Raw genomic sequence first — 26495 nt, 5'->3', positions numbered from 1 at the left:
AAAACCCTTGGAGATCCTCATGAAAAAAGTCATTACCGCCTCCCTGTTGCTGTCCGCCGCCTGCGGCGCTTTCGCCGCTGACAAACCGCTGAAATCCATCGGCGTGAGCGTGGGCGACCTGGCCAACCCGTTCTTCGTGGCGATTGGCCGCGGCGCGGAAGAAAGCGCGAAAAAACTGGGCGGCCCTGGCGTGAAAGTCACCACGGTGTCGAGCAAGTATGACCTGAACACCCAGGTGGACCAGATTGAAAACTTTATTGCCAACAAGACCGACATCATCATCCTGAACGCCGTCGATTCCAAGGGTATCGCCCCGGCCATCAAGAAAGCGCGCAATGCGGGCGTGGTCGTGATCGCCGTGGACGTGGGCGCCGTGGGCGCGTCGGCCACCGTGATGTCCGACAACACCATGGCTGGCGACGTGTCGTGCGCCTACCTGGCCAAACAGATCGGCGGCAAGGGCAATGTCGTGATCCTGAACGGCCCGCCGGTCACGTCCGTGATCGACCGCGTCAACGGCTGCAAGAAAACCCTGGCCGCGTTCAAGGATATCAAGATCCTGTCTGACAACCAGAACGCCGGCGGCAGCCGCGACGGCGGCATGACCGTGATGTCGAACTTGCTGACGGCCCATCCGAAGATCGACGGCGTGTTCGCCATCAACGACCCGACAGGCATCGGCGCCGAACTGGCGATCAAGCAATCGAAGCGCACGGACGTCAAGCTGATCACGGCCGTCGATGGCGCGCCCGATGGCCAGAACGCCCTGAAAAACAAGGCCGGCCTGTTTGCCGCCACCTCGGCGCAAAACCCGTACCGCATGGCCACCGACGCCGTGCAAATGGGCTACGACATCATGAACGGCCGCACGCCGAAACAAACGATGGTGCTGTTGCCGACCCCGGCCATCACCAAGGAAAACGTCGCCACCTACACGGGCTGGGTAAAGAACTGATCTGCCTGACCTGAACCACGTGTTGCCCGCCCCGGCTCCGGCCCAGGGGTGGGCAACAGTTTCAAAAGCAAGGAAGGACAGTCATGAGCGACAATATTATTTTTGAAATGCGCGGCATCGAGAAGCGCTTTGGCGCCACGCGCGCGCTGCGCGGCGTGCACCTGACGGTACGCAGCGGCGAAATCCATGCCGTGATGGGCGAAAATGGCGCCGGCAAGAGCACCCTGATGAAGATTTTATCGGGCGTGTACACGCCGGACGCGGGCGAGATCATTCTCGACGGCAAGCCGATCCGCATCCGCAACCCGGGCGAGGCACGCGCGCTGGGCATCAACCTGATCTACCAGGAACTGAGCGTGGCCAAGAACATGACGGTGGCGCAGAACGTCTTCATGGGCAGCGAGCCGAAAGGACCGTTCTGGACCGTCAAGGGCGGCGAAATGCGCGCGCGCACGAACGCCATCCTGGCCGACCTCGGTTCCCGTTTCGACGCCGACACCATGGTCTCGACGCTGTCGATCGCCGAGCAGCAGCAGGTGGAAATCGCCCGCGCCCTCGTGCACGAAAGCCGCATCCTGATCATGGACGAGCCCACTGCCGCCCTGTCCGACCGGGAAACTGAACAATTGTTCCGCATCATCGAAGAGCAGCGCGACAAGGGCCTGGCCGTGCTCTACATCAGCCACCGCATGGCCGAGGTGGAGCGCCTGGCGCGCCGCATCACGGTGCTGCGCGATGGCGCCTATGTAGGCGAGCTGGGCAAGGATGAACTCGATCAAAAGAAAGTCGTGCAAATGATGGTGGGCCGCCCCGCCGACGACTTTTATTCGCACCAGCGGCGCACCACGCGCGGCGCCGAGCGCTTGCGCGTGGAAAACGTGGGCGGCGGCAAGGTCAAGCCTGCCTCGTTCACCCTGCATGCGGGCGAAGTGACGGGTCTTGCCGGCCTCGTCGGCGCGGGCCGCACGGAACTGGCGCGCCTGATCTTTGGCGCGGACAAGAAGCAATCGGGGCAAGTATGGCTCGATGGCCAGGAAGTGCACATCCACCGGCCGCTGGCGGCCATCCGCCACGGCATCGGCTACCTGCCCGAAGACCGCAAGAGCCTGGGCCTGTTCATGCAATTGTCGGCCATGGAAAACATGTCGATGAATATCCTGTCCAAGCATGCGACGGCGGGCGTCGTCAACCGTGGCGCCCTGACCCAGCTGACGCGCGAGGCGATAGCCAACCTCAACGTGAAAGTGTCGGGACCGGACGGCATCGTCGGCGGCCTGTCCGGCGGCAACCAGCAGAAAGTCTTGCTGGCGCGCTGGCTGGCCATCGCCCCGAAAGTGCTCATCCTCGACGAACCGACGCGGGGCGTGGACGTGGGCGCGAAGAGCGAAATCTACAAGATCATCCACCAGTTGGCGGACGCGGGCACGGCCGTTCTGTGCATTTCCAGCGAGCTGGCCGAGCTGGTCGGCATTTGCGACCGCGTGATGGTGATGTGCGAAGGACGCCTGACGGGCGAAGTGACGGGCGACGATATCACGCAGGAAAAAATCCTTGCCTATGCCACCCATCTGGAAGCGGCATAAAAATACGCATCAGCATAATTATTCAGGAGAATCAACATGACAACGAGTACCACCAGCGGCGCCGCGCGCGCCGGCGAACCCTTCAATGCCTCAAACCTGATGCGCCGCCTGGGCATGCTGCCCGTGCTGGTGGTGCTCTACCTGGCCATGTATGGCCTGACCGTGTATTTCTCGGCCGACGGCACGTCGACGTTCATGACCAGCAATAACACCATGAACATCTTCCGCCAGGTGTCGATCAACATCGTGCTGGCGTCCGGCATGACTTTCGTCATTCTGACCAGCGGCATCGATCTGTCCGTCGGTTCCGTGCTGGCCGTCTCGGCCGTGGCAGGCATGCTGATGTCGCTGTCGGCCCAGTTCGCCGGCTTTTCGATCCCCACCTTCCTCATCGTCGGCCTGCTGCTGGGCGCGCTGAACGGCGTGCTGGTCGCTCTCGTGGGACTGAACCCCTTCGTGGTGACTTTGGGCACCATGACGGCCCTGCGCGGCGCCGCCTACCTGCTGGCCGACGGCACCAGCGTGCTGAACACGGAAATCCCTAGCTTTGAATGGATGGGCAACGGCAGCTTCCTGGCCGTGCCCTGGCTGATCTGGCTGGCCGCCGCCGTGGTGGTGCTGACCTGGTTCATCCTGCGCAAGACCACCCTGGGCCTGCATATCTACGCCGTCGGCGGCAATATCCAGGCGGCACGCTTGACCGGTATCAAGGTCGGCCTCGTGCTGATGTTTGTCTACACGATCAGCGGCCTGTTCGCCGGCCTGGGCGGCGCCATGTCGGCCAGCCGTCTGTATGCGGCCAACGGCAACTGGGGCACGGGCTATGAGCTCGACGCCATCGCGGCCGTCGTGCTCGGTGGCACGAGCCTGATGGGCGGCGTGGGTTCCGTCTGGGGCACCGTCATCGGCGCCCTGATCATCGGCGTGATGAACAATGGCTTGACGATCCTGGGCTTGTCGTCGTTCTGGCAGTATGTGGCCAAGGGTGTCGTGATCGTGCTGGCGGTGATCCTCGACAAATGGCGCCAGTCGCACGCGCAGAACTGATTGTGCTGGTGGTGTCGGGTTACGCGCTGGCGCGCTAACCCGACCTACGTGCAACGACAGGCGCAGGTCGGATTAGGCCGCAGGCCGTCATCCGACAACACCCTAGAACACCAGCCGCATCTCCACATGCGCAATCCCCGCCTCTTCAAATTGTTCCCCCTGCTGCACGAAACCGTGGCGCGCATAGAATGGCGCGGCCACGGTTTGCGCGTTCAGCACCACCGCCTTGTCGCCCCGCTCGCGGGCCTTGTCCATCAGCAAGGTCAAAATGGCGCCACCCACGCCCGTGCCGCGGCCAGGCTGGCGCACGGCCATGCGGCCGATGTGGCCGTCTGGCAATAGCCGGCCCGTGCCGATGGCGTTGCCGGTCACATCGTAGGCAACGGCGTGCAGGCAGACGGCATCCATGTCGTCGAGTTCGATCTCGGCCGGCACTTTCTGTTCATCGACGAAAACTTCAAAACGGATGGCGGTGGCGTCAGGGCCCAGGGTGGCCCAGTCGCCGAGGCGGATGGTGTGCTTGGTCATGGGTATACGGTAATAAGAGAGGGGCCGTCATTGTCGCACGGCATGCCACGCCTTGGCAGGTGGTGCCGCTCAAGCGTTCGATTTCAGGTAACGTCCAGGTGTTTCACCGAGTACCTTGCGAAACATGACGACAAAATTGCTCGCGTTCTCGTAGCCCAGGCCCTCTGCGACATGCTGGACCGTGGCGCCCCTGGCCATCCATTGCAAGGCGAGCAGGATATGCAGTTGCCTGCGCCAGCGTCCGAAACTCATGCCGGTTTCCCGGGACACGAGGCGTGACAGCGTGCGCGCACTGATGCCCATCCGCTGCGCCCACGATTCGATGTTGCCTGGATCGGACGGACGCGCCATGATCCACTCGACCAGTTTGCGTAGCCGCTTGTCTGGCGTCAGGGGAAGATGAACCTGGCCGGGCTGCGCCAGCGCCATTTCATCGAGAAGCAGTGTCATCAGTCGTGACGCCATGCCGCCCTCTTCATAGCGCATCGGCAATGCCGCTGAACGGATCACCAATTCACGCAGCAGCGGCGTGGTCGACAAGGTGCAGCATTCCTGCGGCAAGGCGTCGCCTACCGCAGGATCGACATACGCCACGTAACAGTCGACCGTGCCGGCCCCATCCATTCGATGTTGTGTGCCGCCGGGTATCCAAATGGCGCTTCCTGGCGGCACCAGCCAGAAGCCGCCGTCCACCTCGCAGGTGAGCACGCCACGCATCCAGAGCAGGAACTGGCCTTTTCGATGCTGATGGAAATCCTTCTCCTGGCGGCTATCCATCTCGCGGCCAACGGCGCCAAGCGTGACCACCGGCCTTGGCACGGAGTCGGGGTCTTCCCACTCAATGGACGAGTCGTCGCTGAAAACAGGCATCGGGCACCTTTCAAAGAACAAAATCAGTGTGGCAGGAATTCAATATAACATGGCCTGTTGGCTCATTGTGACCAACACGTGGCGCGCCTAACATGGACGGTGACATCACAACCACGAAAGCTGTCACATGGAACAAACGAAGAAAATCCTGATCTGCGGCGGCGGCATCGCCGGCCCTGCGTGTGCCTGGTGGCTGACCAGGTACGGCTACTCGGTGGTGCTCGTCGAAAAGGCCGGCGCGCTCAGGGACGGCGGGCAGAACATCGATGTGAAGGGCGCCGCGCAGCAGGTCATCAAGCGCATGGGTTTGACGGAACAGGTCGAGGCGCGCGACACGCTGGAGTGCGGACAGAAGTGGCTCGACGCCACCGGCAAGGTGGTGGCTGTTTTTCCCAAAGGTAGTATCGGCGGACTGACCAGCGATTTCGAAATCCTGCGCGGCGATTTCGCGCGTATTTTGTTCGATGCGACCCACGGCACTTGCGAATACCGTTTTGGCACATCCGTCAGTGGCGTTGATGAGATTGAAAATGGTGTGCGGGCAACCTTTGCCAATGGCACGACAGAGGACTTCGCGCTGGTGATCTGCGCCGACGGCGTGAGTTCGCCGACCAGAGAACTGACGCTGGCGGCTGAAACGCGCATGCGTTACCTCGGCGCCTATATGGCGTTTTTCAACATTCCCCGGCGACCGGAAGACGACTTCTGGGCCTGCTCCGTCAACGGCATAGGCGGTACGATGATCAACCTCAGGCCAGGTGGCCTGACGGAAACTACCGTACTGATAACCTTTTCAGCCGCTGAGCCTGGCCTGCGAAGTCCGACGGCGCCGTCGCGGCGCGAGATGCTGCGCGCGGCGCTGGCAGGCCGGGGCAAGGTCGCCGATCGTATCGTCGCCGACCTTGATGCCGTCCAGGACTTCTACTTCGGGCCGATGAGCCAGGTGCAAGCATCGACCTGGTCGAAAGGCCGGCTGGTCTTGCTGGGCGATGCGGCGCACTGCCCGACGCCATTCACGGGCAAGGGCACGGCTTTGGCGCTGGTGGGAGCCTATGTGCTGGCGGGGGAAATCAAGAGGTGCGCTACCCACACCCAGGCATTCCAGGCATACGAACGCATCCTTCGCCCGTATGTCGAGCGGTCGCAGCAGGAGCTGAGTCCTCGCCTCATCCGCCTCATGCACGTGCGCACGCGCTTCGGCATAGCCATCGCGCATGTACTGCAACGGTGCTTCGGCAGCGCCCTGATCCAGTGGCTGTTGCAAGCGAACGCCAAGACCAGGGCGCGCAGGATCGACGACGATTTCACGCTGCCGATCTATTGAACGCATTGCTGTGCTACCGGGCGCGGCCGGGCCAGGAACTGGCGGCGCGCCCGGTCACTTTTCAGGACAACCCGGTTACAACTTCACCAGCTGCTTGCCGAAGTTGCGCCCTTTTAAGAGGCCGATGAAGGCCTCGGGCGCGCTGGCCAGGCCGTCGGCCACGGATTCGCGGAATTTCAGCTTGCCCGTCGCCACCAGGCTGCCCAGTTCCGCCAGTCCCTGTGGCCAGAATTCCGGCTGCTCGGAGACGATGAAGCCGCGCACGGTGAGGCGGTTGGTGAGGATCAGGCGCGCATTGTCGAGCGGCGTCGGTTCGCCGTTGTAGCCGGCGATCCAGCCGCACACGGCCACGCGGCCAAACGCATTGGTGCGCGCCAGGGCCGCATCGAAGATGGCGCCGCCCACGTTTTCAAAGATGGCGTCGATGCCGTCCGGCGTCGCCGCCGCCAAATCGGCCTCCAGATTGCCCGCCTTGTAGTCGACGCAGGCATCGAAACCCAGTTCCTCGACAACATAGCGGCATTTTTCCGCACCGCCCGCGATGCCGACGACACGGCAGCCTTTGAGTTTCGCCAGCTGGCCCACGACGCTGCCCACGGCGCCGCTGGCGGCCGACACGACCACGGTTTCGCCCGCTTTCGGCGCCATGATCTGGTTCAAGCCATACCAGGCCGTCATGCCCGGCATGCCGACGGAGCCCAGGTAGGCCGAAGCAGGAATGTGCGTCGTATCGACCTTGCGCAGCATCGTGCCGTCCGACACGGCCACTTCCGTCCAGCCCAGGGTACCCACGACCATGTCGCCCACAGCAAACTTCGGATGCTTCGACTCGAGTACGACGCCCACCGTGCCGCCGATCATGGTTTCATCAAGCGCCTGCGGCGCCGCATAGCTTTTATTGGCACTCATGCGCCCGCGCATGTACGGGTCGAGCGACAGGTACTGATTACGCACCAGCAACTGGCCATCCGTGATGGCGGGAATATCTTTCGTTTCCAGGCGAAAATGTGCCGGCTGCACTTCCTCCGTGGAGGCGGGACGCGAGGCGAGGACGATGCGTTGGTAGGTGGTCATGGTGCTCCTTGACGATAGAGAAGATCAGCGGAAGGCTGGGGTCAGACCCGGCGGGGGAATGCGTCCCAATGGGACGCATTCCGATCGCGAAGCGACTGACCCCGGGTGTCTGTTGCGTAACGACTAAATCTCGTAATCCATGCATTGGCGCGCTTCGCGAACCGCCCCAAAAAACGGCTTGATTTTCACGTGCTCGGGATGGTTCTGGTAAGCATCGAGCGCTTCGCGGCTGGCGAATTCGCTGTACAGGACGATGTCGTAGGTCGCTTCCAGGCCCGGCTGGGCCACGGCGGATTCGAATTTCAAGATGCCGGGCACCAGGCCGGAACAGGAATCGAGCAGAGCCTTGAGCTTCAATGCATTCGTGGCGCGGTCGGCGCCTTCGGCGTGGTCTTTGAGTTTCCAGAAAACGATGTGCTTGATCATGGCGGCAGGGCTGCTTGTTTATTAATGATGCATTACTGTAACCGCAATCGGCGCGTCTTGCAGGAACGGGGGGCCCAATGCAAACGGGCGGCCCTGGAAGCCGCCCGCAGACTGGGGTCACGCTAATATCACAGCACTTCGAACAGCCCCGCCGCGCCCTGCCCGCCGCCGATGCACATGGTCACCACCACGTATTTGGCGCCACGGCGCTTGCCTTCGATCAAGGCGTGGCCAGTCAGGCGGGCACCCGACACGCCGTACGGATGGCCGACGGCAATCGCACCGCCGTTGACGTTCAGGCGGTCCATGGGGATGCCCAGGGTGTCGGCGCAATACAGCACTTGCACGGCAAACGCTTCGTTGAGTTCCCACAGGCCGATATCGGCAACAGTCAAGCCCGCCTTTTTCAGCAGTTTCGGAATCGCGTAGACGGGGCCGATACCCATTTCATCGGGTTCGCAGCCGGCCACGGCAAAGCCGCGGAAGATGCCCAGCGGCTGGAGCCCTTTCGCTTCGGCCACTTTCGCGTTCATGACGATGGCCATGGACGCGCCATCGGAAAACTGGCTGGCATTGCCGGCGCTGATGACGCCGCCAGGAATGGCCGGGCGGATCTTCGCCACGCCGTCATACGTCGTGTCCGCACGGATCCCTTCATCGGCGGCAATCGTCACTTCGCGCGACACGAGCATGCCGCTGGCCTTGTCGGCCACGCCCATGATGGTGGTCATCGGCACGATTTCCGTGTCGAACAGACCGGCGGCCTGGGCCGCGGCGGCACGCTGCTGGCTTTGCGCGCCATAGGCATCCTGGCGCTCGCGCGAAATCTGGTAGCGCTTGGCCACGGTTTCGGCCGTCTGCAGCATGGGCCAGTACAGTTCCGGCTTGTGCTGCTGCAGCCAGACTTCGCGGTACATATGCGTATTCATTTCGTTTTGCACGCAGGAAATCGACTCCACGCCGCCCGCCGCATAGATATCGCCTTCGCCGGCGATGATGCGCTGCGCCGCCAGGGCGATGGCCTGCAAGCCCGACGAGCAGAAACGGTTGACGGTCATGCCCGCCGTCGTGACGGGGCAGCCGCCGCGCAAGGCCACCTGGCGCGCGATATTACCGCCTGTCGCGCCTTCGGGAAAGGCGCAGCCGACCAGTACGTCTTCCACTTCCTCCGCCTCGATGCGCGCGCGCTCGACGGCGGCCGCCAGCACGTGGCCGCCCAGGGTGGCACCATGCGTCATGTTGAACGCGCCTTTCCAGGACTTCGCCAGGCCCGTGCGGGCGGTCGATACGATGACGGCTTCATTCATGCTGTGTCTCCTTGTGGGGATATTATTGGGTGGGGTATCTGCGGAATGAGAATAGCACATTTAAGTACGGTCGTTCGCAAAGTTCCGTCGGACATTGATTTGTAAGTTTGGTGTAAGTTTCAAGCAAGCATGACGTAAGGTTCGGAGAACACACTCGCCTCCAGCTGTTGCAAGAATGGTCAAAAAGACCGCGGCACCAGTTCACTATAAAACATAGGGAGACAAACCATGGCATCATCATCCGGCCCGGCCGACGTACGAAAAACTTCTACCAAGGGAACGCCGATTACGCCCGAGGAACGCAAGGTCATCTTTGCGTCCTCGCTCGGCACCGTTTTTGAATGGTACGATTTTTATCTGTACGGTTCGCTCGCTTCCATCATCGCCAAGCAATTCTTCATCGGCGACCCCACTACCACCTTCATTTTCGCGCTGCTGGCCTTCGCCGCCGGCTTCATCGTGCGTCCGTTCGGCGCGCTGGTCTTCGGCCGTCTGGGCGACATGATCGGCCGCAAGTACACCTTCCTGATCACCATTTTGATCATGGGCGGCTCCACCTTCATCGTCGGCTTGCTGCCGGGCTACGCCTCCATCGGCATCGCCGCACCGATCATCCTCGTCTTCCTGCGCATCCTGCAAGGCCTGGCGCTGGGCGGCGAGTACGGCGGCGCAGCCACCTATGTGGCCGAGCACGCGCCTGAAGGCAAGCGCGGCGCGTTCACGGCGTGGATACAAACGACGGCTACCCTGGGCTTCTTCCTGTCGCTGATGGTCATCCTGGGCACCCGCCTGGCGACCGGCGAGAAGGATTTCGAAGCGTGGGGCTGGCGCATTCCCTTCCTGGTCTCCGTCATCCTGCTGGGTATTTCAGTGTGGATCCGTCTGGCCATGAATGAATCGCCGGCGTTTGCCAAGATGAAGGCCGAGGGCAAGACCTCGAAAGCCCCGCTGACGGAAGCATTCGGCCAGTGGAAAAACCTGAAGATCGTCATCCTGGCCCTGATTGGCCTGACCGCCGGGCAGGCAGTCGTCTGGTACACGGGCCAGTTCTACGCCCTGTTCTTCATGATCCAGACCCTGAAAGTGGACCTGGCAACGGCCAACGTGCTGATCGCCATCGCCCTGCTGCTGGCCACGCCGTTCTTCCTGTTCTTCGGCAGCCTGTCCGACCGCATCGGCCGCAAGTACATCATCCTCGGCGGCTGCCTGATCGCCGCAGCGACCTACTTCCCGATCTTTAACGGCCTGACCCACTTCGCCAACCCGCAGCTGGAAGCGGCTCTGAAGAACTCGCCAGTGGTGGTCGTGGCCGATCCTGCTTCCTGCCACTTCCAGTTCAACATGACGGGCACAAAGAAATTCCCATCGTCGTGCGACATCGCCACCGGCTTCCTGTCGAACAGCTCGGTGAACTACACGAAGGAAGACGCACCGGCCGGCAGCATCGCCAAGGTACGCATCGGTACTAAGGAATTTACGTCGTTTAACGCCGTCATGACACCGGACGGCCTGAACTTCGATGCGGACAGCAAGGCCAAAGAAGCGGCGCTGAAAAAAGAACTGGGCGCCGGCATCAAGGAAGCGGGCTACCCTGCGAAAGCCGATCCGGACCAGATCAACAAGCCGATGGTCGTCTTGCTGCTGTTCATCCTGGTGCTGTACGTGACCATGGTGTACGGCCCGATCGCCGCCATGCTGGTGGAAATGTTCCCGACGCGTATCCGTTACACCTCGATGTCCCTGCCCTACCATATCGGTAACGGCTGGTTCGGCGGCTTGCTGCCGACCACGGCCTTCGCGCTGGTGGCCTTCAAGGGCGATATTTATTATGGCCTGTGGTATCCGATCGTCGTCGCCCTGGCGACTGTCGTGATCGGCACCCTGTTCGTCAAGGAAACGAAGGACAACAATATCTACGCCGACGACTGATCCGGCGCAAGCCCCGGCCGCAAGGCCGGGGCCGCAAAGCAAAACGCCGCTGACTGGTCAGCGGCGTTTTTTTTGTGGCGTATGCGGTGGCAAGCTTATTTGTCGCTCTTGCTCTTTTTCAGCTGGTCGCGCTGCTGCACGTATTCCTGGTAGCTGGTCTGGTTGCGCTTGCGGCAGGCATTGCGGTCGTCGAAATTATTGAGGCTGTTGCAGTACTCGCCGATCTTGTCCCGGTTCGCGTCATACAGTACTTCGCAGCCGGTCATCGCCAGCAAAAAGGGAACGATCAGATATTTCATTGCTACTCTCATGGATAGGAACGGGATTGCGCGAAAAAACACCAGATTGCCCGCTGGATAAGCAAGCAGCTTTATCTTAACGCGATCCCGGCGGAAAGTACAAGCGCTCGGTATTACTAAATGGAAAGGATTCCCGGCGTGCCCGGCACGCCGCATGCTATGGTGGAAGTTTCGATCACCGGACTCGTGCCAGGCATGCCGACCATCGCACCCGCCCCCTGCGGCCCGCTGCAGCACCATTTCGACGCCTTGCTGCAAGACGTCTGCGCCAGCCTGGCTGGGCACGCCGGTCACTGGCTCGATGGCATCTACCTGTATGGCAGCATCGCCCGGGGCGACGCCACGCCGGGCGTGTCCGACCTCGACCTGACTCTGGTGCTGCGCCGGCCGCCCACGCCGCAGCAGGCCGAGACCTTGGAAGCGCTGCGCCTGGCCTTGCAGGCGCGCCACCCAGAAGTGATCAAGATCGATTTCGATATCGGCCACCGGGCCCAGGTGCTCGCGCCCGAGCACCTGTACAGCTGGGGATACTGGATCAAGCACCAGTGCCGCTGCCTGTGGGGCGAAGACCTGGCGCCGCACTTTGCGCCGTTCGCGCCCTCGCGCGCCATTGCCCTGGCCGTGAATGGCGACTTTGCCCGGGTGCTGGACGACTATGCGCGGGCGCCTCGACGACGAGCGCAACCCTGCCGCCATCGTCCGCCTGCAGCGCGAAGCGTCGCGCAAGCTGATCCGTTCCTGCAACATCCCGCGCCAAGACGGCGAATCCTGCTGGCCCGCCAGCCTGGACGAGCATGCGGCGCTGTTGCTGCGCCGCTATCCTGCCATGCAGGTGCAGATGGCGTATTTCCTTGCCCAGGCGAGACCCGGCGCCGCACCAGCCAGCGGCTTTACGCCAGCGTTGCGCCAGTTTACGCAGTGGCTGGTACAGCAACAAACGAGCTAAACGCCAAGCTCCTCGTTCAACAGCGGATTTCCAGCGGCGAACGCCGCCAGGTGCTCGAGCAACACGCGCACGCGGGCCGGCAGGTAGCGCCGCTGCGTCCACACGGCGTACACGTGGCGCGGCTGCGGCATCCAGTCGGGCAAGACGCGCACGAGGCTGCCGCTGGCCACTTCGTCGCGGCATTGCAGAAGCGGACACAGCAGGATACCGATGCCCGCGTCGGCCATCTCCACGGCCAGGCGCATTTCATTGACGCGCAGGCGCGCCTGCGGTTCGATCACCATTTCGGCGCCATCGCCGGGCCGGCGCAAGCGCCAGGTGCGCAGCGGCTCGGCCACGATCAGCTCGTGCTTTTCCAGTTCCTGCAAGTCGCGCGGCACGCCCGCGCGCGCCAGGTAGGCTGGCGCGGCCACCATCACCAGCGAAGCGCTGCCCAGCCGGCGCTGCATCAGCGAGGAATCGTCGAGCGCGCCCACGCGGATGGCCAGATCGGCGCCGCTGCCCACGAGGTCTTGCAGCAGGTTCGACAGTTCCAGCTCCAGGCGGATGTCCGGGTACTGCTGCATGAAGCTGACCCAGGCCGGCGTCAGCAAGCCGCTGGCAAAGTTCACGGGCGCCAGCACGCGGATGCTGCCCGAGACGGCCGACAGGCTGGCGTCGAGCTGCTGCGTCGCCTGCCGCAAGGCGTGTACCAAGGGACGGCATTGCTCATAGTATTGCCAGCCTTCCGCCGTCGGCTGCAGGCGGCGCGCGCTGCGGTTGAGCAAGCGGTAGCCGAGCTGGCTTTCCAGCTTTTGCAGCCGGCGCGTGACGGTAGCGGCAGGCAAGTCTTCCTTGACGGCCGCCGCATGCAGGCTGCCCGCCTCGACAATGGCGACAAACAGGGCTAAATCATCGAGCATGATTGCATTTTCGGAATTTGAAATTAAAAATATGGCTCTAGTATAGATTGCTGCAAGTCGTTACGCTGCCATATCTTCACACTTTGAAAGTGCTCCATGTCCGAAGCCCTGCGTTTGCGCTGCGTATTTGCCTTTCTGATGTCGCTGCTCATGACCCTGCTGATGAGTGCCTGGGTCACCTGGCTCAATATCGGCCTGCAGGCGGACTTCCTGCCCCGCTGGCGCCATGCGTTCTTTGCCGCCTGGCCCGTGGCCTTCTGCGCCGTGATGCTGTTCGCACCCCGCGTGCAGCTGATGAGCCGCAATATCGTGGCCCGGCTCGCCAGCAGCGCTTGACCGGCAGTCGTCCGCCGGCAGTACCACTCGGTCACTCCCGCCCACGGCCGCCCTGATCCGGGCTATGCTATGGGCGTCCTTGTCTTTACAGCGGAGTGCCCATGCTCGATCACGTTTCCCTCACCGTCAGCGACCTGGAACGCGCCGAGCGCTTCTATGACGCCGTCTTTGCCGCGCTGGACGTGCCCAAGGTGGGCAGCGACCACGCCAACGCCTGGATAGGCTACGGCGAGCGCAGCGATGCGGATCATCCTGAACGCAGCTACTTTTCCGTACGCCTGGGCCCCAAGCCCGACGACGCGCCGCGCCGCCACTACTGCTTCAAGGCTTCCTCGCGCGCAGCGGTGGAAGCGTTCTGGCAGGCGGGGCTGGCGCACGGCGGCATCGACCTGGGCGCACCGGGCCTGCGCCACTATCACGCCAGTTATTACGCGGCCTTTTTGTTCGATCCGGACGGCAACCGCATCGAAGCCGTCTGCCATCGCGCCGACGCCAGCTGACAGGATGGGAAATCCGGCTCTGTTCGGCATTTCCACTTCTATATGTTTTGCCTATAATGGCTGCCAAGCCATACCGGCTCCCGGTCCGTGCACCAAGAAGGAGATTCATGCATCATCTATTCGTCGGCCGCCCCGCGCGCACCATGCTCCTCTCCAGCGCCGGCGTGCTGCTGGCAGGCTGTTTTTCCGGCTGCTCTCTGTTGCCATCCACGCCAGTCACGCCAGGCATTCCCGCCACCGCGGCCCTGCCCGACGCCAGCATTGCCTATACCCTGAGCGGCCAGAGCGGCTTGCCCGTGGTCTTCCAGTCGGCCATGGGCGACGGCAAGGACGTGTGGGCCAAGGTTGTGCCCGAAGTGGCAAGGCAGCACCGCGTGCTCGTGTACGACCGCCCCGGCTACGGCGACAGCCAGAAAACCACCACGCCGCGCGATCCCTGCACCATCGCCGCCCAGCAGCGGGCCCTGCTGACGCAAGCGGGCCTGAAGCCGCCGTATGTGCTCGTCGGCCATGGCTTGGGCGGGCTGTACCAGTATGTGTATGCCAGGCTGTATCCGCAGGACGTGGCCGGCCTCGTCCTGCTCGATCCCACGCACCCGCAGCAATGGAACCGCCTGCAGGCGGACGCGTACACCTACGCCATGCTCGTCAAAACGCGGCGTAAACTCATGTTCAACAGCACGGAATCGGCCGAATTCGATGCCCAGACGCAGTGCCTGCAGCACGTCGACATGAGCAGCCCGCTGCGCGTGCCCGCCATGCTGCTGGTGCGCGACAAGTTCGGCATCGAGGAAATGGGCTCGTTTGAAAACGTGGTGCGGGCCCAGGAAAAGGATTGGCAGCGCCTGTCCGGCGCGCCCGCCATCGAGCGCATCACGGGCGCCGGCTACTACATCCAGAAAGACAACCCCGTCATCGTCAACGAGGCGGTCAAGATGGTGGCGAAGAAGAAGTAGTGGCGTCGGATTACGCGGCGATTGAACCCCTTGTCGACGCGTAGGTCGGATTAGCGTGGCGAAGCCGCGCGTAATCCGACAATACCGGGCGTCAGCGGTAGCGCCGGATTAGCTATTGAACCCCTTGCCCTCGCCCGCCAGTTTCACCAGCAGCGGCGCCGGCGTCCACGCTTCGCCGTGGCGGCCTTTCGCGTAGCCGGCAATCGTGTCGAGCACGTTCGGCAAGCCGACCGTGTCCGCATAGAACATCGGGCCGCCGCGGAACAGCGGGAAGCCGTAACCGGTCAAATACACCATGTCGATGTCCGAAGCGCGCAGGGCGATGCCCTCTTCCAGGATGCGCGCGCCTTCATTGACGAGCGCATACACGAGCCGCTCGACGATTTCCTGGTCGCTGATCTTGCGCCGCGCCACGCCGATGTCGGCGGAGTGCTGGAGAATCATGGCATTGACCTGCTCCGATGGATACGCCTTGCGGTCGCCCGGCTTGTAGTCGTACCAGCCGGCGCCCGTCTTCTGGCCATAGCGTCCCAGTTCGCACAGCAGGTCGGCCGTCTTCGAATACGTGACGTCCGGCTTTTCCACGTAGCGGCGCTTGCGGATGGCCCAGCCGATGTCGTTGCCGGCCAGGTCGCCCATGCGGAACGGGCCCATGGCAAAGCCGAATTTCTCGACCGCCTTGTCGACCTGTTCCGGCAGGCAGCCTTCTTCCAGCAGGAAACCGGCTTGGCGGCTGTATTGCTCGATCATGCGGTTGCCGATAAAGCCGTCGCACACGCCCGAGACGACGCCCGTCTTCTTCAGCTTTTTCGACAGCGCCAGCGCCGTGGCCAGCACGTCCTTGCCAGTCTTCGCGCCACGGACGATTTCCAGCAGCTTCATGACGTTCGCGGGGCTGAAGAAATGCGTGCCGATGACGTCTTGCGGGCGTTTGGTGAACGCGGCGATCTTGTCCAGGTCTAAAGTGGACGTGTTCGACGCAAGGATGGCGCCCGGCTTCATGACGGCGTCGAGCTGCTTGAACACGCTTTCCTTGACGCCCAGCTCTTCGAACACTGCTTCGATGACGATGTCGGCTTGCGCGATATCCGCGTAGGCCAAGGTGCCGGAAACGAGCGCGATGCGCTGCTCGGCCTTCTCCTGCGTCAGCTTGCCCTTCTTCACCGTGTTCTCGTAATTCTTGCGGATCGTGGCCAGGCCCTTGTCCAGCGCTTCCTGCTTCGTTTCCAGCAGCATCACGGGGATGCCCGCGTTGGCGAAGTTCATGGCGATGCCGCCGCCCATGGTGCCGGCGCCGACGATGGCCGCGCTGGCGATCGCGCGCACGGGCGTGTCGGACGGCACGTCAGGTACCTTGCTGGCGACACGCTCGGCAAAGAAGGCGTGGCGCAGGGCTTTCGACTCGGGCGACTGCACCAGCTGCATGAACAGTTCGCGCTCGTACTTCAAGCCGTCGTCGAATTTCATCGTCACGGCGGCCGCCACGGCATCGACGCATTTGAGCGGTGCGGGGAACGGGCCGGACATGGCTTTGACGGTATTGCGCGAAAACTGCAGGAAAGCTTCGTGGTTCGGGTAGTCGACCTTGCGCTCGCGCACTTTCGGCAGCGGGCGCACGTCGGCCACTTTCGTGGCGAAGGCCACTGCGGCGGCCAGCAAATCCGCGCCAGGCGCGATGACTTCGTCGAACAGGGCCGTGCCGGCCAGTTTTTCGGACGCGACGGGCGTGCCCGAGACGATCATGTTCAGCGCCATTTCCAGGCCCAGCACACGCGGCAGGCGCTGCGTGCCGCCCGCGCCCGGCAAGATGCCGAGTTTGACTTCCGGCAAGGCCATCTGCGCGCCAGGCGCGGCCACGCGGTAGTTGCAACCGAGCGCCAGCTCCAGGCCACCGCCCATACAGACGCTGTGGATGGCCGCCAAGACTGGCTTGGTCGATTGTTCGACGACGTTGATCAGGGTGTGCAGGGTCGGTTCCGTGAGCGCCTTGGGCGAATTGAATTCCTTGATATCGGCGCCGCCCGAAAAGGCCTTGCCGGCGCCCGTGATGACGATGGCTTTGACGGCCTCGTCCGCCAGCGCCTGGCGGATGCCGGCCACGGCGGCCGTGCGCGTCGCCAGACCCAGGCCATTGACGGGCGGGTTGGCCAGGGTAATGACGGCAACGGCGCCGTTCACTTGATATTCAGCACTCATGTCTCTTCCTTATTGATTTTTGCTCAGCGATGAGGTGGTTGCAAGGGATGAAGCTTCACTATACCGCATAAAAGAACGCTCGTATTATTTTTATCATGACGCGCCCGGCGCCAGCATGGTACGCCATGGTACAACATCGTTTGCGGAAAGATTCTGCTGCAAGCGGCAAGCTCTTGTAGAAGCTATCACTTGGATATTCATTTAATTAATAAAACAGCAATAATAATAACAACGTTTTATTATGCAAAATAATGGTTTTGTTATATGCCAGCATGGGGCAATTGCGACAGTTTCTGCATTATTTATTCCCACCCCTTGTTTTTCGACAGGCGCTGAGGAATAATAAAATTGTTGATTCAAATCAATATTCTACAATTTATCTACTATCAGGCAAACCGCAGGGCAAACACTGGCGGCCGTTGATCGCGCACATTCTCACCGATTATCACCAGATGCTGGCGATGCAATAACATCGTCGCCTTGATTCCTGCCTTAAGCCGATAGCAGAAAAAATAATAAAAGCAGCCTTATTGCCCCCATTCCTCTTCTCACCCCGAAGGAAATACTATGGACGCAGCCAGCCATGTCAGCCACTCCCAGGATCTGGACTTACAAGCGATAAATACTGCATTGAACCGTGTCCAGGCCGTCATCGAATTCGAACTCGACGGCACCATCCTGCATGCGAATGACAATTTCCTGCGCGTCGTCGGGTATAGCCTGGCCGAGGTGCAAGGCAAGCACCATGCCATCTTCTGCGATCCCGAGTATGTGAAAATGGCCGAATACGCCAACTTCTGGGCCAAACTGGCCCGCGGCGAATTCGACCACGGCGAATACAAGCGCCGCGCCAGGGATGGCCGCGAAGTGTGGATCAACGCTTCCTACAACCCCATCCTCGACGCGGACGGCAAGCCCTATAAAGTCATCAAGTTCGCCACCGACATCACGGCCAGCAAGCGCCGCAATGCCGATTACGAAGGCAAGATCGACGCGATCAGCAAGGCCCAGGCCGTGATCGAGTTCCAGCTCGACGGCACCATCATCCGCGCCAACGACAACTTCCTCAAGTCCGTCGGCTACACCCTGGACGAGATCGAAGGCAAGCACCACCGCATGTTTTGCGAACCCGAGTATGCCAAGAGCGAGCAGTACGCACAGTTCTGGCAAAAGCTGGGCAAGGGCGAGTTCGACGCGGGCGAATACAAGCGCGTTACCAAGGATGGCCGCGAAATCTGGCTCAATGCCTCGTACAACCCCATCTTCGACGCGGAAGGCCGGCCCTTCAAGGTGGTCAAGTTCGCCAGCGACATCACGGCCCTGAAAAAGCGCAACGCCGAATACGAAGGCAAGGTCAGCGCCATCGGCAAGGCGCAGGCCGTGATCGAATTCGACATGCAGGGCAAGGTGCTGGACGCAAACGACAATTTCCTCGCCGTCATGGACTACGACTTGAGCGATATCGAGGGCGAGCACCACCGCATGTTCTGCGAGCCCGAGTACGCGGGCAGCGCCGAGTACAAGAAATTCTGGCAAAAGCTCAACCGGGGCGAATTCGACGCGGGCCGCTACAAGCGCCTGGGCAACCATGGCAAGGTGGTGTGGATACAGGCGACCTACAATCCCATCCTGGACCTGAACGGCAAACCGTATAAAGTGGTCAAGTTCGCCATCGACATCACGGACCAGGTAAACCTGGAAAACAGCATCCAGGCCAAGGCCACCAACGACAGCCGCAAGGTCAATGCCCTGCTCGACTCGGTGGCGCGCGCGGCGCAGGGCGACCTGACCTGCAATATCGTGCCCGAAGGCGGCGAGCCGATCGATTTGCTGGCCGGCGGCATCAGCAAGATGATCGTCGACTTGCGCGGCGTGATCGGCAACGTGGTGTCGGCGGCCAACGGCTTTGCCGACGCATCGAACGCCATCGCCGAACGGGCCACGGGCGTGGCCGTGGGCACGCAGGCGCTGGGCGCTACGGTGGAAGAAATGAACGCCTCCATCGACGGCTTGACGTTTTCCATCAATTCCATCGCGGAAAACACCTCGAATGCCGATTCCCTGGCGAAAGCCACGCAGCAGGAAGCGGAAGCGGGCGCGCGCGCCGTCGCCAAGTCGATCGAGGCGATGGACTTGATCAACCGCTCGTCGGAAGACATCGGCGAAATCGTCAAGGTCATCAGCGAGATCGCCAACCAGACCAACATGCTGGCCTTCAACGCGGCCATCGAAGCGGCGCGCGCGGGCGAGCACGGCCTGGGCTTTTCCGTCGTCGCCGACGAGGTGCGCAAGCTGGCCGAGCGCTCGTCGCAGGCAACCAAGGAAATTTCCAAGCTGATCAACGAATCCGTCAAGCGCGTGTCGACGGGCAGCGAGATTTCGCGCCAGGCCAGCGACGCCTTCGACAAGATCGTCTCGGGCGTGGCGAAGACCACCTTGGCCATTTCCGACATCTCGAAGGCGGCCAACGAACAGCTGCTGACAGCGCGCGAAGTGTCGACGGCGATCCAGTACATCGCCGAGGAAACGGAAAAGTCGGCCGCCAACTGCGACAGCATCGCCCGCTCGACCGATGGCTTGAACGAGCGCGCTGGCAGCCTGAACCAGACCGTCTCCGGCTTCGTGGTGTAGGCGATGAGCCACGCGGCCACCTTGACGCCCGAGGTACTGACGACCCTGATCGCGCTGGTGCGCCAGCATACGGGCATCGCCATGACGGCGCGCAAGAGCGTCTTGCTGGAACGGCGCTTGCAGCCACGGCTGCAGGCGCTGTCCCTGCACAGCTACCAGGCTTACCTGGAGCGCGTGGCCAGCGACCGCGACGAGGTACCCCATTTCATCGACCTGGTCACCACCAACGACACCCTGTTCTTCCGCACGCCGCAGATCTGGGATTACTTCCGCGACCGCTACCTGCCCGCCTGGACGCGCGCGCATCCGGACGATTGCCTGGCCATCTGGTCGGCCGCGGCCGCCAGCGGCGAGGAGCTGTATTCGATCGCCATGCTGTGCGAACAATTCAGCCTGCAAGCGCCGTCTTTCCGCTACCAGATCCTGGCCAGCGACATTTCGCAGCAGATCCTGGGCGCGGCGCGGGCCGGCCAGTACAGCGGGCGCTCCGTCGAGCGCATCCGCTTGTCGCACCCGGACTTGCTGCGCAAATATTTCACGCCAGCACCGTATGGCGTCAAGGTCAACCAAGTACTGCGGCAACACGTCAGCTTTGCCCAGCACAACCTGCTCGAAGCGCTGCGCCCGGCCCGGCAGTTCGACCTGGTATTCCTGCGCAATGTGCTCATCTATTTCGACGCCGAGCACCAGGAAACCGTGCTGCGCCAAGCGCGCCTGAGCCTCAAGGATGAAGGCCGGCTGATCCTGGGCGAATCGGAAACCATCGCCCGCCTCGGTACCGGCTATCAATTCGAGTTTCCCATGATTTACAAGGCGGGTACCGCATGAGCATCATCATCGACCATGGCCTGCCGCTGCACCATGTTGGCATGGGGCAACTCAGCGTGGGCACGCATGGCGAGCAGCTGCAAGCCTTGCTCGGCTCCTGCATCGGCATCGGCTTCATCTGGAAGAACGGCCCATGTTGCGGCCTGGCCCATTGTTTGCTGCCGGAAGCGCCCGGTGCCGACAGCGCCCTTGGCGCGCGCTATGTGAGCCAGGCCGTGCCTTCGCTGCTGCGCCTGATGGGCGTGCGCCAGGCCGATTACGCCGACATCGACGTGGTGCTGGCGGGCGGCGCCAGCATGTTCGGACCGCGCAACGGCCGGCTGCAGATAGGCCGGCAAAACGCGGAAGCGGCGCAAAAATACCTGGGCCAATGCGGCTTGCACGTCAGCTTTTGCGCGCTGGGCGGCCGCCACGGGCGCCAGTTGCTGATCGATTGCGCCAGTCGCAGCTACGCCGTCACCGACGTGGTGACACAACCCGAATTGATTCCACGCAAGGAAGGCGCATATGGATATGCATGAAGCGACGGGCTTGCAAGCGCAGGCCAACGGCGACACGGCCACCGAACTGTTCGGCTCCTTCCACCTGGGCGACGATGAGTTCGCCCTGCCCGCCAGCTGCATCCGCGAAGTGGTGAACCACCCCGCGAAAGTCACCGCCCTGCCCCTGTCGCCCGCGTATCTGGAAGGCATGTTCACCTTGCGCGGCAGCGTCATTCCGGTGGTCAACCTGGGCCGCTTGTTCCGCGCCGATGCGCCGCGCGCGGTGGCCACGGACAAGATCGCCATTCTCGACTTCCAGCAAGTGCTGATCGGCATCGTCTTCCAGGATACGGGCGAAATCCTGCGCGTGCCCGCCAGCGCCCGCAGCGCCCTGCAATATGCGGCCGGCGACAGCCACGCCGTCATCGCCGGCACGATCCTGCTCGATGGCGGCGCGCGCCTGCTGCAGGTGCTCGACCCGCACGCCCTGCTGCGCATTGAAAACGTGCCCCATGTGCTGGCCCTGCAAGCGACGGGAGCCAAGCTGAACACGGCCCGCTACCACGCGCAAAGCGAACGCCGCCAATGCGTCAGTTTCCACGCGGCCGGCGCCACGTTTGCCTTTGAAATGCTGGCCATCCAGGAAATCATCCGCGTGCCGGAATTGCACAGTTCCCTGCTGAACAGCGAACTGTGCCTGGGGCGCATGCATTTCCGCGGCAGCCAGGTGGCGGTCGTCGATTTCGGCGCCCTGCTGCAGGCGCCCGCATCCGGCACGGCGGCCACGCTGGATCAACGCGTCATCGTCGTGCGCCTCGAGGACACGACCGTGGGCTTCCTCGTCGACTCCGTCGACAGCATCGTGCATTTCTTTGGCGACGAAGTGCTGCCGATTCCCCTGCTGAGCAAGGCGCGCGCCGCCATGTTCGCCGGCTGCATCACGAAAGAGGGCTTGGGCGACATCATTTTCCTCGACCACAAGGGCATCCTGTCGCAGACCGAGATCGTCCAGATGCGCGACGGCCATGCGCGCCTGTACCCGGCCGAGACGGAAACGGCGGCCGCCACGCACAAGGCGCAACGTCGTGTCTACATCACATTCACAGTGGAAACCCGCTTCGCCGTGGAAATCGGGCAAGTGCGCGAAATCATCGATTTCAGCGGCGCCATCACGACACCGCCGGGCATGCCGGCTTGCATGCGCGGCATGCTCAACTTGCGCCAGCAAATGATCAGCATTATCGACCTGCGCCAGCTGTACGCCATGCCGGCCTTGCCGGACGCCAGTGCGGGCAAGATTCTGATCGTGGAACGGGGCGCCGAGCGCTACGGCTTTCTCGTCGATCACGTCGACAACATCATGACCATCTCCGACAGCCAGCGCTTTGCCGCACCGCAAATCATCCGCACGGGCGCGCACGAGGACTTGCGCAGCGAAATGGATGAAATGATCGATATCGGCACGGATGCGCAGCGCCAGACCCTGTCCGTCTTCCAGTGCGACCATCTGCTGGAAAAACTGGGGGCGGCGCTGCCGCAGGCAGCCTAGGTTTCTTTACATCCCGGCAGCTGGTGCCCCTTGAACTGCTCGCGCAGTTTGTTCTTCTGTATCTTGCCCGTGGCGCCCATGGGCAAGGCGTCGATGAACAGCACGTCATCGGGCGTCCACCACTTGGCGATCTTGCCTTCAAAAAATTGCAATAACGCTTCGCGCGTGACCGTCATGCCGGGACGCGGCACCACGACGAGCACGGGGCGCTCGTCCCATTTCGGGTGGAACACGCCGATGCAGGCCGCCTGCAGCACAGCCGGGTGGGCCATGGCCAGGTTTTCCAGGTCGATGGTGCCGATCCACTCGCCGCCCGACTTGATCACGTCCTTGCTGCGGTCCGTGATCTGCATGTAGCCGTCCGTGTCGATGGTGGCCACGTCGCCCGTGGGGAACCAGCCATCCTGCAATACGTCGCCACCCTCGTTCTTGTAATACGAGGAAATGATCCACGGCCCTTTCACCAGCAGATGGCCATAACTGAGGCCATCCCACGGCAATTCCTTGCCGTCGTCGTCGACGATCTTCATGTCCACGCCGTAGATGGCATGGCCCTGCTTTTGCAGGATCTTGCGCTGCTCGTCCTTCGGCAAGTCCAGGTGCTTGGTCTGCAAGCCGCCGGCCGTGCCCAGCGGCGACATTTCCGTCATGCCCCAGGCGTGGATGACTTCCACGTCGAACTTGTCGATCAGGGTATCCATCATGGCCGGCGGGCACGCCGCGCCGCCGATCACGGTGCGGCGGAAGGTGGAAAATTGCAGATTATTCTGCAAGGCATGGTTGAGCAGGCCCAGCCAGACGGTGGGCACGCCGGCCGAGAACGTCACTTTTTCCGCCTCGAACAATTCATACAGCGACTTGCCATCGAGCGCCGCGCCGGGAAACACCATGCGTGCGCCGGACAGGGGCACGGAATACGGCAAGCCCCAGGCGTTCACGTGGAACATGGGCACGACGGGCAGCACGGTGTCCGAAGCGCGCACGTTCAGCGCGCTGGGCATGGCCGACGCGTACGCGTGCAGCACGGTCGAACGGTGCGAATACAGTGCGCCCTTGGGGTTGCCCGTCGTGCCCGACGTGTAGCACAGGGTGGCGGCCGCATTCTCGTCGAACAGGGGCCATGCGTAATCGTCGGAATGCGTGGCGATCAAGTCTTCATAGCACAGCAGATCGGGGATGGTGCTGCTGGCGGGCATGCGCTCGCGGTCGCACATCAGCACGAAGTGGCGCACGAAGGTGCAGTCGGCGGCGATCTTTTCCACCACGGGGAGGAAAGTCAAATCGAACAGCAAGACCTGGTCTTCCGCGTGATTGGAGATATAGGCGATCTGGTCGGGAAACAAACGCGGATTGATCGTGTGCAGCACGGCCCCCGAGCCGGACACGGCATAGTACGCTTCCAGGTGGCGGTAACCATTCCAGGCCAGGGTGGCGACCCGGTCGCCCATGCCGACACCGAGGCCATGCAAGGCGTTCGCCAGCCGGCGCGCGCGCTGGTGGCAATCGCGGTAGGTGTAGCGGTGCATATCGCCCTCGACCCGCCGCGAAATGATTTCGCTGCCCCCATAATGACGCGCTGCAAACTCGATAATGCTGGAAATCAGCAAGGGCTGATTCATCATCTGGCCCATCACTGGACTCAAGGGGAATGCCGACATCGTGTCTCCTGGGAATGGATACTCGGTTATTGTTGGAAATTAAAGATTTTTCCTAGTTTCGTACGGTCGTGCGGAAATCGTCAACGCATTTCGATATTGCGATGCAGCATGGAATTTTCGGTTCCGTTTTTTGCCGTGCGGATACCCACTACAGCGCCCGGCGCACGCCTTGGCGCTGTGCGGTAAAATCGCATTCCAGGCTGGCGCACCGTGCCAGTCCATCTTACTGACTGGAATTACCATCACCGCTCATACCTTACCACTGGGTAACGCCTTTGCGGCCTTGCCGCCTGCGTTCTATACGCGCTTGATGCCCACGCCCCTGCCCGCCCCGTATTTCGTGGCCGCCAGCGCGCCAGCCGCAGCCCTGATCGGCCTCGATGCGGCGCGCCTGGCCGAGCCCGATTACGTAGCGCTGCTGAGCGGCAATGCCGTGGCCGAGCGCTCGATGCCCCTGTCGGCCGCGTATTCGGGCCACCAGTTCGGCGTCTGGGCCGGCCAGCTGGGCGATGGTCGCGCGATCCTGCTGGGCGATATCGCCACCGAACACGGCCCCATGGAGCTGCAGCTGAAAGGCGCCGGCGCCACGCCGTATTCGCGCATGGGCGACGGCCGCGCCGTGCTGCGCTCGTCCATCCGCGAATTCCTGTGCTCGGAAGCCATGGCGGCGCTGGGCATCCCCACGTCGCGTGCGCTGTCCATCATGGGCTCGCAGCAAGGCATCATGCGCGAAACCGTCGAGACTGCCGCCGTCGTGACGCGCATGGCGCCTAGTTTTGTGCGCTTCGGCTCGTTCGAACACTGGTTTTACCGCAAGCAGCCGGCCGAGCTGAAAATCCTGGCCGATTACGTCATCGACAGCTTCTACCCCCACTTGCGCGCTGCATCAAATCCATATCAAGCCTTGCTGGCCGAAGTGTGCGTGCGCACGGCGCACATGATTGCGCAGTGGCAAGCCGTCGGTTTCATGCATGGCGTGATGAATACGGACAATATGTCGATCCTGGGCCTGACCCTCGATTACGGTCCCTTCGGCTTCATGGAAGCGTTTGACGCCGAGCACATCTGCAACCATACGGACCAGCAAGGCCGCTATTCCTACGCCAACCAGCCGCAGGTGGGCCACTGGAACTGCTATGCGCTGGGCCAGGCGCTGCTGCCGTTGATCGGCGAAGTGGCATTGGCGCAGGCTGCGCTGGACAGCTACCAGAGCGCCTTTGCGGAGAAGATGAATGCCTTGCTGCGCGCCAAGCTGGGCTTGCAAACGAGCCAGGACGACGATACGCAGCTGTTCGACAGCATGTTTGCGCTGATGCAAGCCAATCACGTGGATTTCACCAACTTCTTCCGCGCCCTGGCGACACTGCAAGTGGCGGCGCCCGAGCACGACACGGTGCCGCGCGACATGTTCATCGACCGCCCCGCCTTCGATACGTGGGCGGCACAATACCGCGCGCGCCTGCGGCAAGAGCACAGCGTCGATGCCGAACGGCAAGCGGCCATGAACCTGGTCAACCCGAAATACGTGCTGCGCAACTACCTGGCGCAAGTGGCCATCGAAAAAGCCCAGCAGCAGGATTACACGGAAGTGGCGACATTGCTGGAAGTTTTGCAAAAGCCATTTGACGAACAGCCCGAACACCAGCACTATGCGGCCCTGCCGCCCGACTGGGCCAGCCACCTTGAAGTCAGCTGCTCATCTTAAGGAGTCATTATGACCACGAATAAAGTCAAGAAAACCGACGCCGAATGGCGCGCCATGCTCGATTCGATGCAATACGAAGTCACGCGCCACGCGGCCACGGAACGGGCCTTCACAGGCAAGTTCTGGGACCACCATGAACATGGCGTCTACACCTGCGTCTGCTGCAACACGCCCCTGTTCGCTTCGGACACCAAGTTCGACTCTGGCTGCGGCTGGCCCAGCTATTTCCAGGCACTCGACCCGGCCAACGTGACGGAGATTGTCGACCGCAGCCATGGCATGGTGCGCACGGAAATCGTCTGCGCCGTCTGCGACGCCCACCTGGGCCACGTCTTCCCGGACGGCCCGCCGCCGACCGGCTTGCGCTATTGCATCAATTCGGCGTCGTTGCGCTTCGATCCTCAGCCGTGAGACACAGGAACGCTTGGGAGCGATTCGGTTGTTCCTAAGCCATTCCTAAGATG

23 protein-coding genes and 1 pseudogene are annotated in these 26495 nt (G+C 62.3%); 16 read left to right on the top strand and 8 right to left on the bottom strand.

The window, feature by feature from the left end:
* Nucleotides 1–19 precede the first annotated feature (19 nt).
* The 3 genes from ACQ4WO_RS12015 to ACQ4WO_RS12005 all read left to right on the top strand — a co-directional run bounded on the left by ACQ4WO_RS12015 (nucleotide 20) and on the right by ACQ4WO_RS12005 (nucleotide 3585).
* Nucleotides 20–955 carry an ABC transporter substrate-binding protein gene (locus ACQ4WO_RS12015; protein ID WP_077404737.1) on the top strand — a complete coding sequence of 312 codons (936 nt, stop codon included), beginning with the start codon at nucleotides 20–22 and terminating at the stop codon, nucleotides 953–955.
* An 83-nt stretch (nucleotides 956–1038) separates the two neighbouring features.
* A complete protein-coding gene (locus ACQ4WO_RS12010) occupies nucleotides 1039–2538 on the top strand; it encodes a sugar ABC transporter ATP-binding protein (RefSeq protein ID WP_128143181.1) in 1500 nt (499 codons plus the stop codon).
* Between the two features lie 36 nt (nucleotides 2539–2574).
* The gene (locus ACQ4WO_RS12005) at nucleotides 2575–3585 is read left to right on the top strand and encodes an ABC transporter permease subunit (protein ID WP_071323543.1); all 1011 of its coding nucleotides are present in this window, start codon (nucleotides 2575–2577) and stop codon (nucleotides 3583–3585) included.
* 102 nt (nucleotides 3586–3687) lie between these two features.
* Here the strand turns inward: ACQ4WO_RS12005 and ACQ4WO_RS12000 are convergent, their stop codons facing one another.
* On the bottom strand, nucleotides 3688–4113 hold the full coding sequence (locus ACQ4WO_RS12000) for a GNAT family N-acetyltransferase (RefSeq protein ID WP_436481622.1): 426 nt from the start codon (nucleotides 4111–4113) through the stop codon (nucleotides 3688–3690).
* Between the two features lie 69 nt (nucleotides 4114–4182).
* Entirely contained in the window at nucleotides 4183–4983 is an 801-nt protein-coding gene (locus tag ACQ4WO_RS11995; RefSeq protein WP_436481621.1) for an AraC family transcriptional regulator, read from the bottom strand.
* Nucleotides 4984–5110: 127 nt separating this feature from the next.
* Here ACQ4WO_RS11995 and ACQ4WO_RS11990 point away from each other — a divergent pair, with 127 nt between their 5' ends.
* The gene (locus tag ACQ4WO_RS11990; RefSeq protein ID WP_436481620.1) at nucleotides 5111–6307 is read left to right on the top strand and encodes an FAD-dependent monooxygenase; all 1197 of its coding nucleotides are present in this window, start codon (nucleotides 5111–5113) and stop codon (nucleotides 6305–6307) included.
* A gap of 75 nt (nucleotides 6308–6382) precedes the next feature.
* On the opposite strand, the gene ACQ4WO_RS11985 is transcribed toward ACQ4WO_RS11990, so the two are convergent.
* The 3 genes from ACQ4WO_RS11985 to ACQ4WO_RS11975 form a co-directional block, all read right to left on the bottom strand.
* On the bottom strand, nucleotides 6383–7381 hold the full coding sequence (locus ACQ4WO_RS11985; RefSeq protein ID WP_436481619.1) for an NADP-dependent oxidoreductase: 999 nt from the start codon (nucleotides 7379–7381) through the stop codon (nucleotides 6383–6385).
* Between the two features lie 123 nt (nucleotides 7382–7504).
* Nucleotides 7505–7807: a Dabb family protein gene (locus ACQ4WO_RS11980; protein WP_436481618.1), complete on the bottom strand. Its 303-nt coding sequence runs from the start codon at nucleotides 7805–7807 to the stop codon at nucleotides 7505–7507.
* 128 nt (nucleotides 7808–7935) lie between these two features.
* The gene (locus tag ACQ4WO_RS11975) at nucleotides 7936–9114 is read right to left on the bottom strand and encodes an acetyl-CoA C-acyltransferase (RefSeq protein ID WP_436481616.1); all 1179 of its coding nucleotides are present in this window, start codon (nucleotides 9112–9114) and stop codon (nucleotides 7936–7938) included.
* A gap of 228 nt (nucleotides 9115–9342) precedes the next feature.
* Here ACQ4WO_RS11975 and ACQ4WO_RS11970 point away from each other — a divergent pair, with 228 nt between their 5' ends.
* The 3 genes and pseudogenes from ACQ4WO_RS11970 to ACQ4WO_RS11960 all read left to right on the top strand — a co-directional run bounded on the left by ACQ4WO_RS11970 (nucleotide 9343) and on the right by ACQ4WO_RS11960 (nucleotide 12288).
* Complete coding sequence (locus ACQ4WO_RS11970; RefSeq protein ID WP_436481615.1) at nucleotides 9343–11043, top strand: MFS transporter; 1701 nt, start codon at nucleotides 9343–9345, stop codon at nucleotides 11041–11043.
* Nucleotides 11044–11462: 419 nt separating this feature from the next.
* A pseudogene (locus ACQ4WO_RS11965) lies at nucleotides 11463–11705 on the top strand (nucleotidyltransferase domain-containing protein); the annotation flags it as partial.
* 292 nt (nucleotides 11706–11997) lie between these two features.
* Nucleotides 11998–12288 (top strand): hypothetical protein, encoded by a 291-nt coding sequence (locus ACQ4WO_RS11960; RefSeq protein WP_436481614.1) that lies wholly within the window; start codon nucleotides 11998–12000, stop codon nucleotides 12286–12288.
* Here the strand turns inward: ACQ4WO_RS11960 and ACQ4WO_RS11955 are convergent.
* The gene (locus tag ACQ4WO_RS11955; protein ID WP_436481613.1) at nucleotides 12285–13190 is read right to left on the bottom strand and encodes a LysR family transcriptional regulator; all 906 of its coding nucleotides are present in this window, start codon (nucleotides 13188–13190) and stop codon (nucleotides 12285–12287) included. The genes ACQ4WO_RS11960 and ACQ4WO_RS11955 overlap by 4 nt on opposite strands.
* 96 nt (nucleotides 13191–13286) lie before the next feature.
* Here ACQ4WO_RS11955 and ACQ4WO_RS11950 point away from each other — a divergent pair, with 96 nt between their 5' ends.
* The 3 genes from ACQ4WO_RS11950 to ACQ4WO_RS11940 all read left to right on the top strand — a co-directional run bounded on the left by ACQ4WO_RS11950 (nucleotide 13287) and on the right by ACQ4WO_RS11940 (nucleotide 14982).
* Nucleotides 13287–13526, top strand: a complete 240-nt coding sequence (locus ACQ4WO_RS11950) for a DUF2798 domain-containing protein (RefSeq protein ID WP_070302497.1) — start codon at nucleotides 13287–13289, stop codon at nucleotides 13524–13526.
* A gap of 101 nt (nucleotides 13527–13627) precedes the next feature.
* Nucleotides 13628–14026 (top strand): VOC family protein, encoded by a 399-nt coding sequence (locus tag ACQ4WO_RS11945; protein ID WP_436481612.1) that lies wholly within the window; start codon nucleotides 13628–13630, stop codon nucleotides 14024–14026.
* Between the two features lie 107 nt (nucleotides 14027–14133).
* A complete protein-coding gene (locus ACQ4WO_RS11940) occupies nucleotides 14134–14982 on the top strand; it encodes an alpha/beta fold hydrolase (RefSeq protein WP_436481611.1) in 849 nt (282 codons plus the stop codon).
* Between the two features lie 108 nt (nucleotides 14983–15090).
* On the opposite strand, the gene ACQ4WO_RS11935 is transcribed toward ACQ4WO_RS11940, so the two are convergent.
* Nucleotides 15091–17178, bottom strand: a complete 2088-nt coding sequence (locus ACQ4WO_RS11935; protein ID WP_436481610.1) for a 3-hydroxyacyl-CoA dehydrogenase NAD-binding domain-containing protein — start codon at nucleotides 17176–17178, stop codon at nucleotides 15091–15093.
* Between the two features lie 630 nt (nucleotides 17179–17808).
* Between ACQ4WO_RS11935 and ACQ4WO_RS11930 the strand changes: the two genes are divergently transcribed.
* From ACQ4WO_RS11930 to ACQ4WO_RS11915, 4 genes are read left to right on the top strand one after another with little or no spacing between them, the layout of a single operon-like run.
* Nucleotides 17809–19809: a methyl-accepting chemotaxis protein gene (locus ACQ4WO_RS11930; protein WP_436481609.1), complete on the top strand. Its 2001-nt coding sequence runs from the start codon at nucleotides 17809–17811 to the stop codon at nucleotides 19807–19809.
* Between the two features lie 3 nt (nucleotides 19810–19812).
* On the top strand, nucleotides 19813–20637 hold the full coding sequence (locus ACQ4WO_RS11925; RefSeq protein WP_436481607.1) for a CheR family methyltransferase: 825 nt from the start codon (nucleotides 19813–19815) through the stop codon (nucleotides 20635–20637).
* Nucleotides 20634–21158, top strand: coding sequence for a chemotaxis protein CheD (locus ACQ4WO_RS11920; RefSeq protein ID WP_436481606.1), 525 nt, complete (start codon nucleotides 20634–20636; stop codon nucleotides 21156–21158). Before ACQ4WO_RS11925 ends, ACQ4WO_RS11920 begins: the two co-directional genes overlap by 4 nt.
* On the top strand, nucleotides 21145–22668 hold the full coding sequence (locus tag ACQ4WO_RS11915; RefSeq protein WP_436481605.1) for a chemotaxis protein CheW: 1524 nt from the start codon (nucleotides 21145–21147) through the stop codon (nucleotides 22666–22668). The genes ACQ4WO_RS11920 and ACQ4WO_RS11915 overlap by 14 nt, the downstream gene beginning before the upstream one ends.
* Here ACQ4WO_RS11915 and ACQ4WO_RS11910 read toward each other — a convergent pair.
* Complete coding sequence (locus tag ACQ4WO_RS11910; RefSeq protein WP_436481604.1) at nucleotides 22665–24326, bottom strand: 3-(methylthio)propionyl-CoA ligase; 1662 nt, start codon at nucleotides 24324–24326, stop codon at nucleotides 22665–22667. The genes ACQ4WO_RS11915 and ACQ4WO_RS11910 overlap by 4 nt on opposite strands.
* Before the next feature lie 226 nt (nucleotides 24327–24552).
* Here ACQ4WO_RS11910 and ACQ4WO_RS11905 point away from each other — a divergent pair, with 226 nt between their 5' ends.
* Together ACQ4WO_RS11905 and msrB are read left to right on the top strand one after the other, a co-directional pair.
* Nucleotides 24553–26031, top strand: a complete 1479-nt coding sequence (locus tag ACQ4WO_RS11905) for a protein adenylyltransferase SelO (RefSeq protein ID WP_436481691.1) — start codon at nucleotides 24553–24555, stop codon at nucleotides 26029–26031.
* A gap of 9 nt (nucleotides 26032–26040) precedes the next feature.
* Nucleotides 26041–26442 carry a peptide-methionine (R)-S-oxide reductase MsrB gene (gene msrB / locus ACQ4WO_RS11900; RefSeq protein ID WP_034756083.1) on the top strand — a complete coding sequence of 134 codons (402 nt, stop codon included), beginning with the start codon at nucleotides 26041–26043 and terminating at the stop codon, nucleotides 26440–26442.
* Nucleotides 26443–26495 lie beyond the last annotated feature (53 nt).

This window comes from Janthinobacterium aestuarii (genome assembly GCF_051380835.1).
Taxonomy (GTDB): Bacteria; Pseudomonadota; Gammaproteobacteria; order Burkholderiales; family Burkholderiaceae_D; genus Janthinobacterium; species Janthinobacterium aestuarii.
The sequence above is the reverse complement of the archived record's forward strand: the minus strand, read 5'-3'. Positions and strand labels throughout refer to the sequence as shown.